We start from the raw sequence: 15051 nt of genomic DNA, 5'->3' as shown, positions 1-15051 counted from the left end.
AAGGATCTGACATGCCCCACACCCGAGCCCGGCGCCTCCTCATCGGCGCGCTCGCCACCCTCAGCCTCGTCCCGCTCACCGCCTGCGGCTCCCCGGCCGACCCCTCCCCCACCACGAAGGCAGCGCACGCGAGCGCGACGCCGAAGTCATCCGCCCAGGCGTTCAAGGACCTTGAGCGAAAATTCGACGCCCGGCTCGGTGTCTATGCGATCAACACCGGCACGGGCCGCGAGATCGCCTACCACCAGGACGAACGCTTCGCCCACGCCTCCACCTTCAAGGCGATGGCGGCCGGCGCCGTGCTGAAAAAGCACTCACTGCCCGGCATGGACAAGGTGATCACCTACTCCCGCGACGATCTGGTCCCCTACTCCCCCATCACCGAAAAGCACGTCGACACCGGGATGACCCTGCGCGCCCTGTGTGACGCCGCCGTCCGCTACAGCGACAACACGGCCGCCAACCTGCTGTTCGACTCGATCGGCGGCCCCAAGGGCCTGGACGCCGTACTGGAGAAGCTGGGTGACCACACCACGCGGATGGTCCGCCGCGAGCCGGAACTGAACGACTGGGCCCCGAACGACACCCGGGACACGACCACCCCCCGGGCATTCGCCAAGGACCTGCGCTCCTTCGTCCTCGGGGACACTCTGCCCGGGCGCGAACGCGCACAGCTCGCGAAGTGGCTCCAGACCAACACCACCGGAGCGAAGCTCATCAGGGCCGGCATGCCCAAAACCTGGCTCGTCGGCGACAAGACCGGCGCCGGCAGCACCTATGGCACCCGCAACGACATCGCCGTGGTCTGGCCGCCCGACGCCGCCCCCATCGTCGTAGCGATCATGTCCAACCGCACGCAGAAGGACGCGGACCATGACGACGCGTTGATCGCGCAGGCGGCGGCGGTGGTGGCGGAGAGGGTGTCGTAGGAGGCCGTAGGAGGGGGCGCCGGGGGTTACGCGCCCCGGTCGGCTTCCTGAGCTGACCGCTCCAGCCGGCTTCGATAGTTCTCCCACCAGGCCGAGTCGCCCGGCATCATGCTGTCATTGCCCTCGTTCATCCCCACGGCACCATCCATGAGTTCCCGCAGGATGTCGGCATGGCCGGCGTGCCGGTGAGTATCGGCGATCACCCGCACCACAGCGTGATGCAGCCGCACCTCGTCCTTGCCACTGGGCCACCACGGCACCTTGCCGATCGTGTCCAGCGCAAGCGCGTCGATCGTCGCGTCCGCGTGTGCCCACGCCCGGCGGTAGAGCTCGACGATGTACTCGCGTGACTCGTCGGCGGTGACCCACATGTCCCCGTTGGTCTCGGCAGCGTCTTCGAGCCAGGGCAGCGGCTCGCCGGACGGCCGTCCGAAGGTGTCGCCGAGGTAGCCCAGCTCCACAGTGGCCACGTGCTTCACCATGCCCAGGAGATTGGTGCCGGTCGGGGTCAGCGGGCGGCGGATGTCGTACTCCGAGAGCCCGTCGAGCTTCCACAACAGGGCATCGCGGGCGGACTGAAGGTAGAAGTGGAGGTCAGCCTTGGGATCTGATGGGGTCATGGGGCCAGTCTGCCGCTCGCGCGCTCGCCAGCCACCGCTCGTGGCGGAATCAGCTCGCCTGACGTGACGGCCGAACCGGAGATGTGCATGTGCCGCCGTATCCGGCTCGGCTCCGGTACGGAGGGAGGCGGGATGGCGGGATGGCGGGACGCGGGCCGGAGGGAGGGGGCCGGAGATCGCCCCGGCCCCACCCGCCGGTCAGCGTGAGCGTCAGCCACGCTCCGCCCGCTGATAGACCTGCTTGGCGACGTCCCCGAGCACCGGGCCGAACATGCGCGTGCCGCCCGTCGGCGCATCGCCATGGCTGTTGACGGAGACCAGCACGCCCTGCCCCGTCGCGGTGTCGAAGTCGGTCAGCCAGGGGCCGCCGCTGGCGCCGCCGCCCAGGTCGCATGGCACGGACTGCTCGTTGTCGCGTGCCCGCGTGGCCGTACCGGTGCAATGCAGCAGTTCCTCGCCACGTTGCGGGCGGGTGGCGGGGTAGCCGAAGGCCACGGTCCGCCCGCCGACCCGGTGGTGGAAGGCGACGGTCTGACCGCCCACCACGTCGGTGAGCCGGCGGCCCTTGGCGTCGGGGTCGACAGCCAGCGCAGCCACGTCGTTCACGGCGTCCTCCGCCCAGGAGCGCGCAGTCATGGCGGCGCGCACCGGGAACGCGCCGTACGGCTGAGTGCCCTTCTGGTAACCCGGCACGAAGACCAGGTCCATATAGGTGTTGACGGGTGAGGCGGGGCGGCGCACGCAGTGTGCGGCGGCCATCACCACGGAGCGGTTGGCGCTCCGCACGGCGGTGGCCGTGCACCAAGAGTCCGCCCCGTCGGCGTTGACGAAGAAGAGCCGTCCAACGGTCTTCATGGTCGTGCCCCGCCACGGCCGGGACTTCGGGCCGGTCGGGCCGAGGTCCACGGACTTCCCCACGGCTTTGATGCGGGCCGGGGTCCAGTAGGCGAGGGCCTCCCGGCGCTCGCCGGCGGTGTAGTTGACGGTGGCCACCTTGTCGGCCGCGGCCTTGGGCGCGGCCGTCGCAGGCATCGGCCCGACGGCCGCAAGCAGCGTGCCCGCGGCAACGGCCACGGCGATCCGGTGCCGGCGGCGGGGCGGGGAGGCCAAGGCCGCGGGCGCAGCGGACATCGCGGAGGGAGCCGGGACGGTGGGGGCGGCGGGCATGCGAACTCCTGGAGGCAGCGGTCGGTGACGACGGACACTGAACACCGTGCGTTTTCACAGGACATGACGGCCTTTCACCCCGTCAGGTTTCACCGGACGCCACATCCCGCGACGCCCGACACCCCCTCCCCTTGCTCGAGTTATCCACAGGAGGTTGCCTCCGGAACCACGCCGGGCACTACCTCCCCTACCGTCGGTGACATGCACGGAGGACTGCCGTTCATCGGCATCAGCACCATCGTCTACGGCGTGATCGGACTGCTCACCGTCGCAGTCAGCACTATCCGCAAGACAGGGGGAGAACGACATGCACACCATCACCGTCATCGTGCCCGCACACAACGAGGAGGAAGGGCTCCCGGCCACTCTGGAGTCCCTCGCCTCTCAAACGGTCCCGCCTGACCGGGTCCTGGTAGTCGACGACGCCTCCACGGACCGTACGGGCGAAGTGGCGGCCTCACATGGGGTGACCGTGCTCCGCCCGCCCCGCAACCTCGGCAGCAAGGCCAAGGCACAGAACTACGCCCTGCCGCAGTGCACCACCGACCTCGTGCTGGCCGTGGACGCAGACACCGTCCTCGCGCCCGACTACATCGAGACCGTCCTGCCCGTCTTCGACGACCCCGGCGTCACGGTCGCGGCAGGCACGGTCCGCACCCGCCACACCCGCACACTCTGGGAACGCGGGCGCTCCACCGAGTACCTCTTCGGCTTCCATTGGCACCGCCCCATCCAGGCCCGCGCCAACAGCCCTATGGTCTGCTCGGGTTGCTGCTCCGTCTTCCGGCGCGACGATCTGATGTCCTTCGGCGGCTTCCCGGAACGAACCATCGTCGAAGACATGGATTTCACGTGGTCCCAGCAGATCGCGGGCAGACGCGCGGTCTACGTCTCCGACGCCGTCGCCCTGGCCGCCGACCCGGAAGACCTCACCTACCTCCGCAAACAGGTCTGGCGCTGGATGGCCGGCTTCTGCCAGAACGTCCGCCTCCACCTCGGCCAACTGATCCTCCACAAACCCCTGCTGGCGCTCTGGGTCCTGCTCGCCCTCCTGGAGATCCTCACCGCACCCCTGTGGTGGGCGACACCCTTCCTGGTCGCAGCAACCACCGGCGCCTCACCCGCACTCGCCGTGGCCTGGTGGGCCGGCGCCGAACTCCTGCTGACCCTGCCACCCCTCCTCTACGCCGCCCACCGGCGCAAACTCCCGCTCACCACCGTCCTGTTGAACATCCCCTGCGTCTACGCCACCAAGGCCGTCAACCTCGTCTACGCCTGGAAGGCCCTCATCGTCGAACTACTCCTGGTACCTCTCCATCTGGCCCGGGGCCTCACGGTCTACGAGAAGGGCCGGGCCGATACCGCGCCAGCTCGGGCGGCGCTCGCAGGCGGGTGAAGACACGCCACGTCGATGGCGGGCTCATGGAGCGGCCCCACCCGGTATCCCCGGTGGACCCTTGGGCAGACACAGCTCCAGGGCCACCAGGGCCCGGCCACTGCGACCGGAGTACTACCGGACGGCGGTGACGATCACGTTGTCCCGGTAGACGTTGCCGTATCCGGGGTGAAACTCGACGGGCCCGCCGCAGGTGATCAGGACCAGCCGGCGCGGTCCGGTCTTCCCGGCGAACACCGACTCGTGCAGCCGGGACTTATTGACCGCCTCCAGGCTCGCGATGCGCCACGTGGTGACGGTTCCGTCGGCATCGCTGGCGTACACCACGTCACCGGGCCGGGACCGATAGAGGTCGTACAGGGCTCCGTTGCCCTGCCCGGGGGCATGGACGTGCCCGACGAGCAGCGTCGTCCCGGCAGGATCCGCCAGTGCCGCGCCCTGGTCCCACATGCCGACCCGCCGCACGTCCTCCGGGATGGTCAACGCGCCGTCCCTGATGCGCGAGGTGGCCGCGACGGGGGCGTTGACGCACAGCGCCGGGATCACGATGTGCGAGGCCCGCAGGGTCCGGTCGCAGTCCCGGCCGCCTCGTCCGGGTGGCGCCTGCCGGCCGCTCGTTTCGGGTGGCACGGCGCGCGGGAGCCCGGACGGGTCGGCCGAGAAGGGAGTGGCAGGGAGCGGAGCGGCCGACCCGGCGGCCGCATCGGACAGCTGTCGGGAGATGAGCACCACACCCGAAGCCATGATCGCCAGGCTGGCCAGGACCGCTGAGACGATCGTCCACCGCGGCACCCCGCGTCGCCGGGCACGCCGGCCGCGATGGGATGCACCGGCCCGGGCGCGGAGGGCAACCGGCCGCCGCTCGCGTGGGGTTGCCCGGTGCGTACGGATCTGCTTCACCGGGCTCACCTGAGATCGGCCCCGTCAGAGGCCGGTTCCAGCGAGGGCTTGGCCGGCGGGCCGGGCAACTCCCCGCCACCGCTCGCGGCGCCGCCGAGCTGTGCCGGACCGCGCTCGGCCATGCGCCGTGTCTCGGCCCAGGAGTTACGGCGCAGGATGATCCGGGCCAGTGCCCGCCACGCCGCAAGGTGCGCTACGTAGGACCACGGGATCATCAGGTGCGCCATGGCCAGTGCCTTCCACAGCGGCGCGGTGCACGCGCGTCGCCAGTACACGAATCCCCAAAGAACATGCGGAGTGAACGAAACCACGCACCAGAGGACGCCCAGCAGCACCCGGCCCATGGGCGGGCTGCCCCCGACCGACGGCAGGCCGTGCCCCGTGAGCAACTCGACCAGCAGGTACTGCTGGAGCACCGACCAGGGCAGCGAAACCACCCAGGGAACCGCGAGGTAGGCCGCATGCTCCAGGAAGCGCCCGGTGGGCAGGTAGCGCGAGCGCGCCAGCTCCGGAAGGCGGCGCATCGAGGCCATACGGCTCTGGTACCAGCGGGTGCGCCGGCGAACCAGACGACGCAGATCACCGACTCCCTGCTGTGTCACACAGGCCCAGGGCATCGAAGTCGTCCGCCAGCCGAGTACGGCGAGCGAGATGCCCAGATCGAGGTCCCCGGTCAGGAAATCCGACCACGGCTCCGCGCCGACCTCGTCCAGCGCGGCCAGGCGCGCAAACTGGCCGTTGCCGCCCATGCCCACCGACCCCGCGGCCATACGGCCGAGCTGCCCCGAGCCGGCCATGGACCAGAACTCCATGTCCTGGAACGACAGGGCCAGCGAGTCACGGTTGCGGATGCGCACCACGAGCTGGAGACCGCCCACCGACGGGTCCGCCGCGAATTCCCTGGCCACGGCCGAGGTGGCGTTCGCGGTCAAACGACCGTCCGCGTCCATCACGGCGACGATCACCTTGGAGGTGTCAACGCCCCTGTCCGCCACGTCGGCGCGGACCCACTCGATCCCGTGGTTGAGGGCTTTCCCCTTATCCAGACGGGCATTCGAGACGGTGCGGCTGAGCAGCTCAACACGCCCCGTGTGCTCATAGGAGCGCACCATCTCGGCTGTCCGGTCATCGGAGCCGTCATCGATCACGACGACGGTCGCACCGGGCTGATCCTTCAGCAATGCGGAAAGGGTGCCGCCGATCACCTCTTCTTCGTTGAGTCCCGGAACGAGGAAGTAGAAGCCGAATCCGTACAGTTCGGCCTCCGCATCCGGCTCGGCCGCAATGAGGCCCTCCTGCCTTGCCATCGCTACGCCGGCTTTCCGGGTTTCCCGGATACCCGGCAAGGTGATGGAGGTGATGGAGAGCAGACCGAAAACAATGACCACACTCGTGATCAAGGCCGGCGTCAACTGAAAGGCATCCACGGTCCGGGGGCGCTCCTCGTCCCTCTAGCCGTGGAAGGTTCGGATCCGCAGGCGGTGTGCGCGCACCGCGAGCGAGAGTCCGAGACCGCCGCACAGGAGCAGGACGATGCCGAACGCCAGACTCCATGTGCCGGCCGCCGCCGGAATGCCGGTGTTGACAGCGATGTTGGAGGGAGAGCCATGGGGCCCGCTCAGTCCGCTCTCCGCTCGATCAGCTGCTTGGTGGCCCGGGCGATCCCCACTGTCACGGTCCGGTTGCCGTCCGGGGAGGGCGTCTCGGCCAGGCGGGTGAGCGGCACTTGATGACGGGACAGGAGTGACGGAGGGCTCAACCAGCTTGGCGTCGACGCTGGTGTTCACGGTCTGGCTGGTGTTGTCCGACGTGTCCTGATCGGTCAGCGTGCCCTTCACACTGGCGGTGTTGGACAAGGTGCTCCCGTCCGTGGCCGGGGCTTTCCCCTGAACGGTGATGGTCCTCTTGCTGCCAACGGGTAGGGCCGTTCCCTTGCACGTCAGGGTGCCCGACGCGATGGTGCAGCCCCGCGTGCTCGTGGTGGCTTCGGTGAGACCGGCGGGCAGCGTGTCCGACACCGTGAAGGTGTCCTTCGACGGACCGCTGTTGGTCACGTCGATCTTGTACTCGACGGACCCGCCCGGCCGTACGGCGGCCGGCCCCTGCTTGGTGACCGCGAAGTCTGCGCAGTTGGTGCTGGTGGCCTTGATGTTGGCGACCGAGACATTGTTGACGTAACCGGCGCCGCCCTCGGAGGTGCCCGTGCTCATGGTGAACTTCAGCTGCCCGTTGGTGGCGACACCGTCAGGGAGCGTGACGGTGTACGTGGCGCTCTCGGCATTACGCGTGCCGGTGGTCGGCGAGATCGAGGCACCGTTGCTCGCTGACACGGTCCCCACCCGGGGGTTGGCGTTCGGACCGGGCGAGTGGAGCGTCGCATACACGGTGCCGTCGTAGGAGAGGGTGAGGTCGGTCTGCTGTGAGCCGCCCCCTGTGTCAGCCCAGTTCCAGCTGTGGTCAAAGGTGAATTGAGCACCGTTCTCTGGCAGGTCCGAGATATCGCGGGACAAGGTATCCGGGCCTGGACCTTCGTTGGCGTCAAACCAGCCGTTGTCCTGGAATGTCCAGGCCCCGGTGTGGGCCCAGCCGTCACTGGTGGAACTGACGGACGGTTCGCACTGGGTGCCGGCGACCGCATGTGCAGCAGGCGCGTCGAGGGCGACAAGCGAGAGACCACCGAACGAGAACAGTGCCGACGCGAGTACGCCACCCACCACCCTCCCGGTCGTCCGCCGTCGCGTCGTCGAACTCCCCCTTCGATTGCTGCGTTCACCGCGCCTGTCGATCCCGGCCCCATAGGGCTGTGATCCGAACATCCTGACCTCAATCTCTGTGAGCACTGCCGAAACGGACCAGGCGGGCGTGTGGCCCACGCTGTGTTTCCGTCTCTCCAGACGAATGAGGTGACCTCCGATTGCATTCGCAGCCGATACATCATCAGTTTTTGCACCGCATGAGGCAGCCAGGCGAGCCGAGGGTGCGGTTTCACGCACCTCCAGGTCCGGCAGGCAGGTGACCGGTTCCACGAGGGATCCGGCTTCGCGAGGAACCCTCGCAACTGATCACTTCTGATGGGCGTGCCGAAAGCCTTGAGCACTGGGGCACTTGTATGCAAGGATGCCACACCCGTCTAAGGAGAGCCGCTGTGAGTACCTCCAGCCGTCGTAACTTCTTGAAGTGGTCAGCCGCCGGGGCGGCTGCCGTCTGGGCGGCTCCGCTGCTGCCCGCCGCAATCGCCCACGCGAGTCCGGGAACACCTCCGAGCCTGGATGCCTTGAGAAGCGATTGGCTCCAGCAATCAGATATTGCGCATGCGCCGGCCATCAGCAATTTCTGGGGAGCGGTCAACGCCTCCGGCAATGCCAATGTGCTCGGTGTGCAGAACTTCACTTTGCCGCCGTATGCGCAGAACGGTTCCTGTTGCGATCTCACGGTAGATGGCGCAAGCCTCACCGCGACTTCCTCCCGGTGGTCGGCCTACGAGATTCTACGCAAGACCACGACATCGTCAGGGCTGGCGATACGGACCGCCACCAGGCTCGTTTTCGAAGCCAACCAGCTTCTGCTTCAGATCTCGGTATCGAACCCGACATCGGCCCAGATCAAGACCGCATTTTCGGTGAACTTGAATCCGCGCATCCGAAAGACAACACGGGGCTGGAACTGGTTCGTTCCCCGGCCGAGCGATCAGAATTTCACCGCGCACGCTGTCGGCAGTCCGGTCACGAATGTGATGATCTCCGACAATTCCAGTGCTGCCGTGACCGCCTTCGCCGTTGACTCTGCCGCGACGCTCACCGCATCCGGTACCAGCGGCACCGCCGCGTGGAACCTGACGCTGGCGGCCGGCGCGACCAAGATCCTGCACATTGCCATGGCAGTTGGCGACACTTCAACGGGTAAGCCCCTGGGCTCCACCGCAGACGCTGACAGCGTTGTCAGCGCCGTCAACACCACGATGCAGAACTTCACCTCGGTCTTCGACACTGCCGGTACGGCCTGGTCGAAGCGCTGGGACCAGGCATTCACCGCCGGAAATGCGCACTACTCCGGCTCGTTGCCGGTACTTACCCCCACAGGTACCGACACGGCCATCGCCGCCATGTACTACATGAGCATCCTGTCGGTCCTGGCCTGTGAACGCACCAATTTCGGACCGAAGTTCAACACGATTCTCGGCCGGACGGGTACGTTCAACGGCTTCGACCGCGTCTATGTGACCGCTGGACCCGAAAACGCGCCGACCCTCACCTACTTCTGGGACACCTCGTACTGCTCGGTCCTCCTGACCATGCTCGATCCGGCCATGGTGAAGGCTCTGACCAAGTACTGGCTGAGTGTAGACATTCACAACTGCTACGCGATCGAATGCATGGGAGGCGGGACGGAAGGGCCATGGTATTCGGCGAACGACCTCACCGTGTCCACCATGGTCCTCAACTATCTCTACTACAGCGGTGATCTGGCCTACCTGAAGCAGTCGTCGAACAACAAGACCGTGCTGCAACACCTGACCGACAGCGCCACCTATTGGAAACAACATCTGGTGCCGTCCGGGCAGAACCTGGCCGACTATGGCGGTGCGGTTAACCTGCTCGAAGTACTTCCGAAGTACACCAACCAGGTCGCTTCCTTCAATGCGGCGAACGTATGGCTGATGAATCAGGCTGCGGCTCTGCACAAGAACGCAGGCGATACCGCAACCGCGGAAGACCTCAAGAAGTCGGCGACCGACCTGCTACCCCACGTGCTCGACCTGTACGACTCCGGGCAAGGCGTCTGGAATTGCAGACAGCCGGACGGCACTCTGGTCTCCGTCCGCACGGTTGTCGATTTCGCGATCGCATCGAATCTTCTTGCCGACCACCTGTCGAGCACGCAGAAGACGGAGATGAAGAACTTCGTCAAGACTGAGCTGCTCCACGGTGACTGGATACGTGCCCTGTCCCTGAGTGACTCCGAGGGACATGTCTCGCGCCCGGACCACGGCAGCGACGGAGCCTACGATGCATGGCCCGCCATGACCGCGCAGACCTTCGCTCAGTTCGGCGACTATCCATCGTTCTTGAGCCAGCTCAAGAGCTTCTCGAAAGTAACAAGCCAAGGGCCGTTCGGCCAGGCCCACGAGTTCCCGGCGACTGGATTTACGGTACCTGATCGCGCCGACCTCAATCCCTCTGAAGCGCTGACGCTTTCGGCGTGGGTCAATGCCACGAGTTGGCCGACAAAAATCTTCCAGGGCAGCATCATCGCCAAGGATGCTTGGGCATCAGGGAGTGGGGGGTATGTCCTGCGCGGCGGCAGTGGTGGCAAGATCTCCTTTGCGGTGGTCCTGAACGGTAACTGGGTTGAGGCTCAAACCAGTGCGACGGTGCCGACCGGTGGTTGGCATCATGTGGCCGGCGTCTATGACGGTGCCACGATGAAGATTTATATCGACGGGGTTCAGCGGGCGTCGCAGGCGCAATCCGGGAAGTTGACCGCATCAACCAGGAAAGCGCTCATAGTCGGGAATAGTCCGGCCGATCCCACCCGTACCTTCAGCGGGAGTATCGACGAAGTGCGCGTCTACAGCCGTGCACTGTCCGCCACCGACATCAGCAACGCGTACCAGGCCCACACTCCCGACACCGGCAGCAGCGACTCGGCTCTGGTGCTGCGGCTTCCCTTCGGTGAAGGAAGCGGCGCCACCACGACCGAATCGATCAGTGGAACGGCGCTGCTGATCTACGGGGCGAGCTGGTCGACCGGGAAGCCCGGGTTTGGCAAGTGCCTCACATTCAGCGCATCTTCCACTGCGGTGAAGGCTGCCCACGGCATGCCCTTCAATAATGTATGCAGCGGAAAATTCGCGGATGTCATCATCACTGATCTGTTCGGCTACAACCCGGCACTTGGATCAACGGCACTTGATGCAAAGGCCCTCCGGCAATCAGGCGTCCCGCGGGGATACAAGGGCACGCTGTCCGGTGTGCGGTTCAATGGCAAGAGCTACACGATCACCAGTGGGTCAACGGGCCTGTCCATCCAGTAGACGTGAGCCCTCCAGAGACGTGAGCCCTCCAGCCGGTCCCCTACGCGGCGACCGGCTGGAGAGCGCCTGGTGATCAGGCGAGGGCTCGCGTCGCTGACCTGGCAGCCGCTTCCTGGCCCGGTGCGCAGCGTCAGGGGGGCCATCTGTCGGCTGTGGCCCACCTGGCGGCGGTTGCGCGCAGGCGGTACCCGGCGTCAGCTCCGTCCGCGTGAGGGTGAGCGTGGTCGTCCAACTCGCCCTTCCGGCGAGTGTGGGTGCGCGTCCGCGGTCAGGGCAGGTCCGGGAGGGCTCTCCGGGCAGCACATTGGCCGGTTCCACGGCGATGACGTAGGCACGCCGAAACCATGAGAACCCCGCGGTCGCACGGCACTCCTGCCAGAGCCAGGCGTACGGCAGGAGGTGAGCGTCCCATTCCATACGGAGGGCGAATCCGGCACTGGGGCTGTTGATGGCGAACCAGCCCGATGCGAAGTCGGTCAGCGCCGCGAAGAGGGCACGCCCGCTTTCCGGCGGCGGAACCCGGCTCAGGTCGATGGGGTTTCCGTCGAGTCCGGTGGAGAAGGGGAAGGGCGTTGCGGCGTCCGGAGGGAGGACGTTCCCCGGAGCCTGCGCATCGCTGAGGACGCCGCGGGCTCCTGTGGTCAGTGTGCTGTGTCCGTCGATGAACGGTGCGCCGAAAGCGGGGTGTTGCACCCACATGACGTCGACCGGCTCGGCGGAGTCGTTGTGGATGGTGTCGGTGACGAGCAGGGACGGCCCCCGCACCCTCAGCCGTCGTGTCAGGGTGAGTGGCGCGGTGACCAGCTGGACACTGAGTGCGGCACTGCTCTCGTCGGCGGATTCGACCTCCCATCCGACGACTGCTGCCTCGCCGTGGTAGCCGCGTAGCACCCCGTCGACGACACGGGCGGCGCCGGCGTTCGGGACCAGCTGCTGCCAGCCGCCCGGGTATCGCGCGAGCCAGTCGAGTTGGCTGTCCCTGGTGGAGGGCAACAGGGCCGGATCGCGGCGGCCCCACGGGGAGCGGAACAGGACGTCGATGCCGGTGGCGGTGTCGACGAGCGAGACGATGTCGGCGCCCTTGCCGGGCAGCACGCCGACCGTGAGCTGGTCGCTGCGCAGGATCAGCGGCGGGGTGTGGGCGGTCATCCCCGGAACCTCGATGCAGGCAGGCCCCGGACGCCGAGGCCGTGCACCGCGAACACCGAGCCTGCGGGATCGTTCTCGGCGAGATCGAGCCCTTCCCGTGCCGATGTCACATACAGCACGGCCAGATTGGGGCCGCCGAATGCGCAGGAGGACGGCTGGTGCACGGGCAGCGGAACCTCCGACAGGACGCGTCCTTCCGGGGAGATGCGAAGCAGCCGGTCGCCGCCCCACATGGCCACCCAGAGACATCCCTGTATGTCGACGGTCATGCCGTCCGGCAGGCCGGCGTGTGGTGGGAACGTCAGCAACAGGCGGCGGCCCGCCGGAACCGGCTGTCCTGGCACGACATCGAACGCGTTCAGCTCGCCGGCCATGGTGTCGATGAGGTAGAAAGTCCGGCAATCAGGACTCCAGGCGAGCCCGTTGGGCAGCCAGAGACCATCGAGCACCTGCTCGCTGTGCCAGTCGGCGGACAGCACATGCAAGGCCCCCTGTCCGGGGGCGAAGTCCAGGTCGGTGCTCCCCGCCCAGAGCCGTCCGGACGGGTCGCACTTGGCGTCGTTCATCCGCCGGCCGTCCGGGAGAAACGCCAGCAGCGTCGTGGACGTGCCATCGGTGCGCACTTCGGCGAACCCTTCAGCCGTAGCGGCCACGAAGCCGTGCGAGGCCTTCGGGACAGCGGCACCGATCAGCGTCGGCAAGGTGAGGGGCTGCCGCTCCTTCCCGGTCGCGGGATCACCGGTGTGGATCCGCCCGGAGAGGATGTCGACCCAGTGCAGCAGCCCGGATCGAGAGTCGAAGTGGGGTCCTTCGCCGACTCGCGCGCTCCCCGGGAAGGCGACGGTGACCGCGGGGGTCATAGCGGTTCACCACGCGGTTTCGCGCCAGGGCCGGCCCGGCGGGCGTACGGGGACCGCTGCCCCGTACACGCCCTCCGTACTGCGGTGTGCGTGCCGGAGTGGTGAGACGGTGGTGCGTTGCTCATTGCGGGATCACCACCGCGGCCTGCGCGAGCAGCCCTCCGTCGACGGGGAGGGCCACTCCGGTGATGAAGCTGGCCCGGTCGCCGGCGAGGAAGGCGATTGCCTCGGCGACCTCGTCAGGACGTGCGACCCGGCCGAGGGGGTGACTGCGTCCCCAGGACTCGACGAGTGCGGCCGCCGACGCGTCGCTGCCGTCACTGAACTTCCGTGCGGCGGCCCGCAGCATGGGGGTATCGACGGAGGCCGGGCACACGGCGTTCGCCCGTACGCCGGAGGCGGCCTCATCGACGGCGATCGACCGGGTGAGCGCGTTGAGGGCTCCCTTGCTCGCGGTGTAGGCGGCGACCCCGGTCTGGGTGACGAATGCCTGGACGGACGAGACGAACACGATCGCCCCGCAGCCGGTGGCCCGCAACGCCGGAAGCGCGTGCTTGGCGGCCAGGAACGCGCCCTTCACATTCACGTCGAGAACTTCGTCCCACCCCTCGGCGGTGGTCTGTGTGGTGTTCCCGTAGCGCTGGATACCCGCCGAGGTCACCAGGATGTCGAGTCTGCCGTGCCGGGCCAGCACCTGGTCCACGAGGGAGGCCATTGCCGTCTCGTCGGTGACGTCTGCCTGGGCCTGCTCAACCCCGTGCGGCGCCGGGGGTGTTGCGCCGGGCGGCCCCAGTCCGGCGGCGACGACCCGCGCGCCACGCCGGGCCAGCACGTCGGCCGCCGCTTGCCCGATTCCACTGAATCCGCCGGTGACCAGGGCGACCTTGCCGTCGAACTCGGTCACGTTCACACCCTTCGGTACGGCTCCGCCGGTTCCGTGCCGGGCTGTTCCCGGGCACGGAACCAGCGAAGGGGGGACATTACTTGTACAGCGACGTCTGCGAGCGGGGGTCGTTCAGGTTGTCCTTCGTGATCACCAGCGGGTCGCGCGGCTGGTCCTTGGGGATGTTCTTGTCGCCGTTGAGGTACTTGACCGAGTTCTTTATCGCCAGTTGCCCGATCTGGTAGGGGTTCTGGGAGACGAGCGCGGTCAGTGTCCCCGCCTTCAGTTCGGTGACCTCCTGCGGGCCCGCGTCATAGCCGACGACCGCGATCTTGCCTGCCTTGCCTGCGGTCTTCACCGCGTTCGCGGCGCCCTCGGCGGTGATCACGTTGGAGGCGAAGATGGCCTTGAGCCTCGGATGCGCCGACAAGGTGGCGGACACCAGGCCGGCTGCCTGGGTGGCCGAGTCGTTCCCGGCGTACAGGTTCGAGAGCACCGTGTACTTCGACTTGTCCTTGAACGCCTTCCTGAAGCCGGCTTCGCGGTCGTCGATCGAGCTGATGCCCGGCTTGATGTGCACGAACACCACCTCCCCGCCCCCGGGCTTCTGCCGCATCAGTTCCTCTGCGCCGAGCTGGCCGCCCTTGACCGAGCTGGCCGCGATGGCGGTGAAGATCTTGTCGGTGTTGACGTTGTTCCCGGTCGTCATCACCGGAATGCCCTGGGCGATGGCCGCTTCGATCGGGGCGGCCAGCGCCTTGGCGTCGGTGGGATCGATGACGATCGCGTCGGGCCGCTTCTGGACCACGGCCTGGAGTACCGGTATCTGCTCCGATGCCTGGAAGTTGGCCGGTCCCTGAACGATGGCGTCGACCCCGGCGCTCTTCGCCGCGGCCTGGAAGCCGGCGGTCTCGGTGGAGTAATACGGGTCGCAGGTGCAGCCGGGAATGAAGGCCACCGTGTAGTGCTTGCCCCCCTTACCCTGCGAGCTGGCAGCGCCGCTTGAGCAGCCGGAGGCAGCGAGTACGGCCGCGGTGCCCATCGCGGCCAGTGCGATGGCGGTGTGACGTGGCATGGGGGACTCCACTTACTGGATAGGGCCGGGCTGGGGGC

11 protein-coding genes and 1 pseudogene are annotated in these 15051 nt (G+C 67.4%); 3 read left to right on the top strand and 9 right to left on the bottom strand.

Features of this window, described 5'->3' with window-relative positions; all coding sequences use genetic code 11:
- Positions 1 to 11 precede the first annotated feature (11 nt).
- Positions 12 to 929 carry a class A beta-lactamase gene (bla, locus tag AC3EUV_RS17465; RefSeq protein ID WP_432144073.1) on the top strand — a complete coding sequence of 306 codons (918 nt, stop codon included), beginning with the start codon at positions 12 to 14 and terminating at the stop codon, positions 927 to 929.
- Between the two features lie 26 nt (positions 930 to 955).
- Here the strand turns inward: bla and AC3EUV_RS17460 are convergent, their stop codons facing one another.
- Positions 956 to 1549 (bottom strand): DinB family protein, encoded by a 594-nt coding sequence (locus AC3EUV_RS17460; protein WP_432144074.1) that lies wholly within the window; start codon positions 1547 to 1549, stop codon positions 956 to 958.
- A gap of 210 nt (positions 1550 to 1759) precedes the next feature.
- Positions 1760 to 2716, bottom strand: coding sequence for a trypsin-like serine peptidase (locus AC3EUV_RS17455; protein WP_432144075.1), 957 nt, complete (start codon positions 2714 to 2716; stop codon positions 1760 to 1762).
- A gap of 295 nt (positions 2717 to 3011) precedes the next feature.
- On the opposite strand from AC3EUV_RS17455, the pseudogene AC3EUV_RS17450 reads away from it, so the two are divergent.
- A pseudogene (locus AC3EUV_RS17450) lies at positions 3012 to 4112 on the top strand (glycosyltransferase family 2 protein); the annotation flags it as partial.
- 114 nt (positions 4113 to 4226) lie between these two features.
- Here AC3EUV_RS17450 and AC3EUV_RS17445 read toward each other — a convergent pair.
- The 3 genes from AC3EUV_RS17445 to AC3EUV_RS17435 all read right to left on the bottom strand — a co-directional run bounded on the left by AC3EUV_RS17445 (position 4227) and on the right by AC3EUV_RS17435 (position 7885).
- Positions 4227 to 4856: a class F sortase gene (locus AC3EUV_RS17445; protein WP_432144077.1), complete on the bottom strand. Its 630-nt coding sequence runs from the start codon at positions 4854 to 4856 to the stop codon at positions 4227 to 4229.
- Between the two features lie 161 nt (positions 4857 to 5017).
- Positions 5018 to 6439: a glycosyltransferase family 2 protein gene (locus AC3EUV_RS17440; RefSeq protein WP_435603281.1), complete on the bottom strand. Its 1422-nt coding sequence runs from the start codon at positions 6437 to 6439 to the stop codon at positions 5018 to 5020.
- 24 nt (positions 6440 to 6463) lie between these two features.
- Complete coding sequence (locus tag AC3EUV_RS17435) at positions 6464 to 7885, bottom strand: DUF11 domain-containing protein (protein WP_432144079.1); 1422 nt, start codon at positions 7883 to 7885, stop codon at positions 6464 to 6466.
- 272 nt (positions 7886 to 8157) lie between these two features.
- Here AC3EUV_RS17435 and AC3EUV_RS17430 point away from each other — a divergent pair, with 272 nt between their 5' ends.
- A complete protein-coding gene (locus AC3EUV_RS17430) occupies positions 8158 to 11046 on the top strand; it encodes a LamG domain-containing protein (RefSeq protein ID WP_432144080.1) in 2889 nt (962 codons plus the stop codon).
- On the opposite strand, the gene AC3EUV_RS17425 is transcribed toward AC3EUV_RS17430, so the two are convergent.
- The 4 genes from AC3EUV_RS17425 to AC3EUV_RS17410 form a co-directional block, all read right to left on the bottom strand.
- Positions 11023 to 12195 (bottom strand): DUF4432 family protein, encoded by a 1173-nt coding sequence (locus AC3EUV_RS17425; protein WP_435603280.1) that lies wholly within the window; start codon positions 12193 to 12195, stop codon positions 11023 to 11025. The two genes, AC3EUV_RS17430 and AC3EUV_RS17425, sit on opposite strands and share 24 nt — an antisense overlap.
- A complete protein-coding gene (locus AC3EUV_RS17420) occupies positions 12192 to 13055 on the bottom strand; it encodes an SMP-30/gluconolactonase/LRE family protein (RefSeq protein ID WP_432144082.1) in 864 nt (287 codons plus the stop codon). Before AC3EUV_RS17420 ends, AC3EUV_RS17425 begins: the two co-directional genes overlap by 4 nt.
- 121 nt (positions 13056 to 13176) lie before the next feature.
- Positions 13177 to 13959: an SDR family oxidoreductase gene (locus AC3EUV_RS17415; RefSeq protein ID WP_435603279.1), complete on the bottom strand. Its 783-nt coding sequence runs from the start codon at positions 13957 to 13959 to the stop codon at positions 13177 to 13179.
- A gap of 76 nt (positions 13960 to 14035) precedes the next feature.
- Positions 14036 to 15013, bottom strand: a complete 978-nt coding sequence (locus tag AC3EUV_RS17410) for a substrate-binding domain-containing protein (RefSeq protein WP_432144084.1) — start codon at positions 15011 to 15013, stop codon at positions 14036 to 14038.
- Positions 15014 to 15051 lie beyond the last annotated feature (38 nt).

This window comes from Streptomyces sp. bgisy130 (assembly GCF_057708345.1).
Note: the sequence above shows the minus strand (reverse complement) of the source record. Positions and strands in the feature narration are given on the sequence as shown.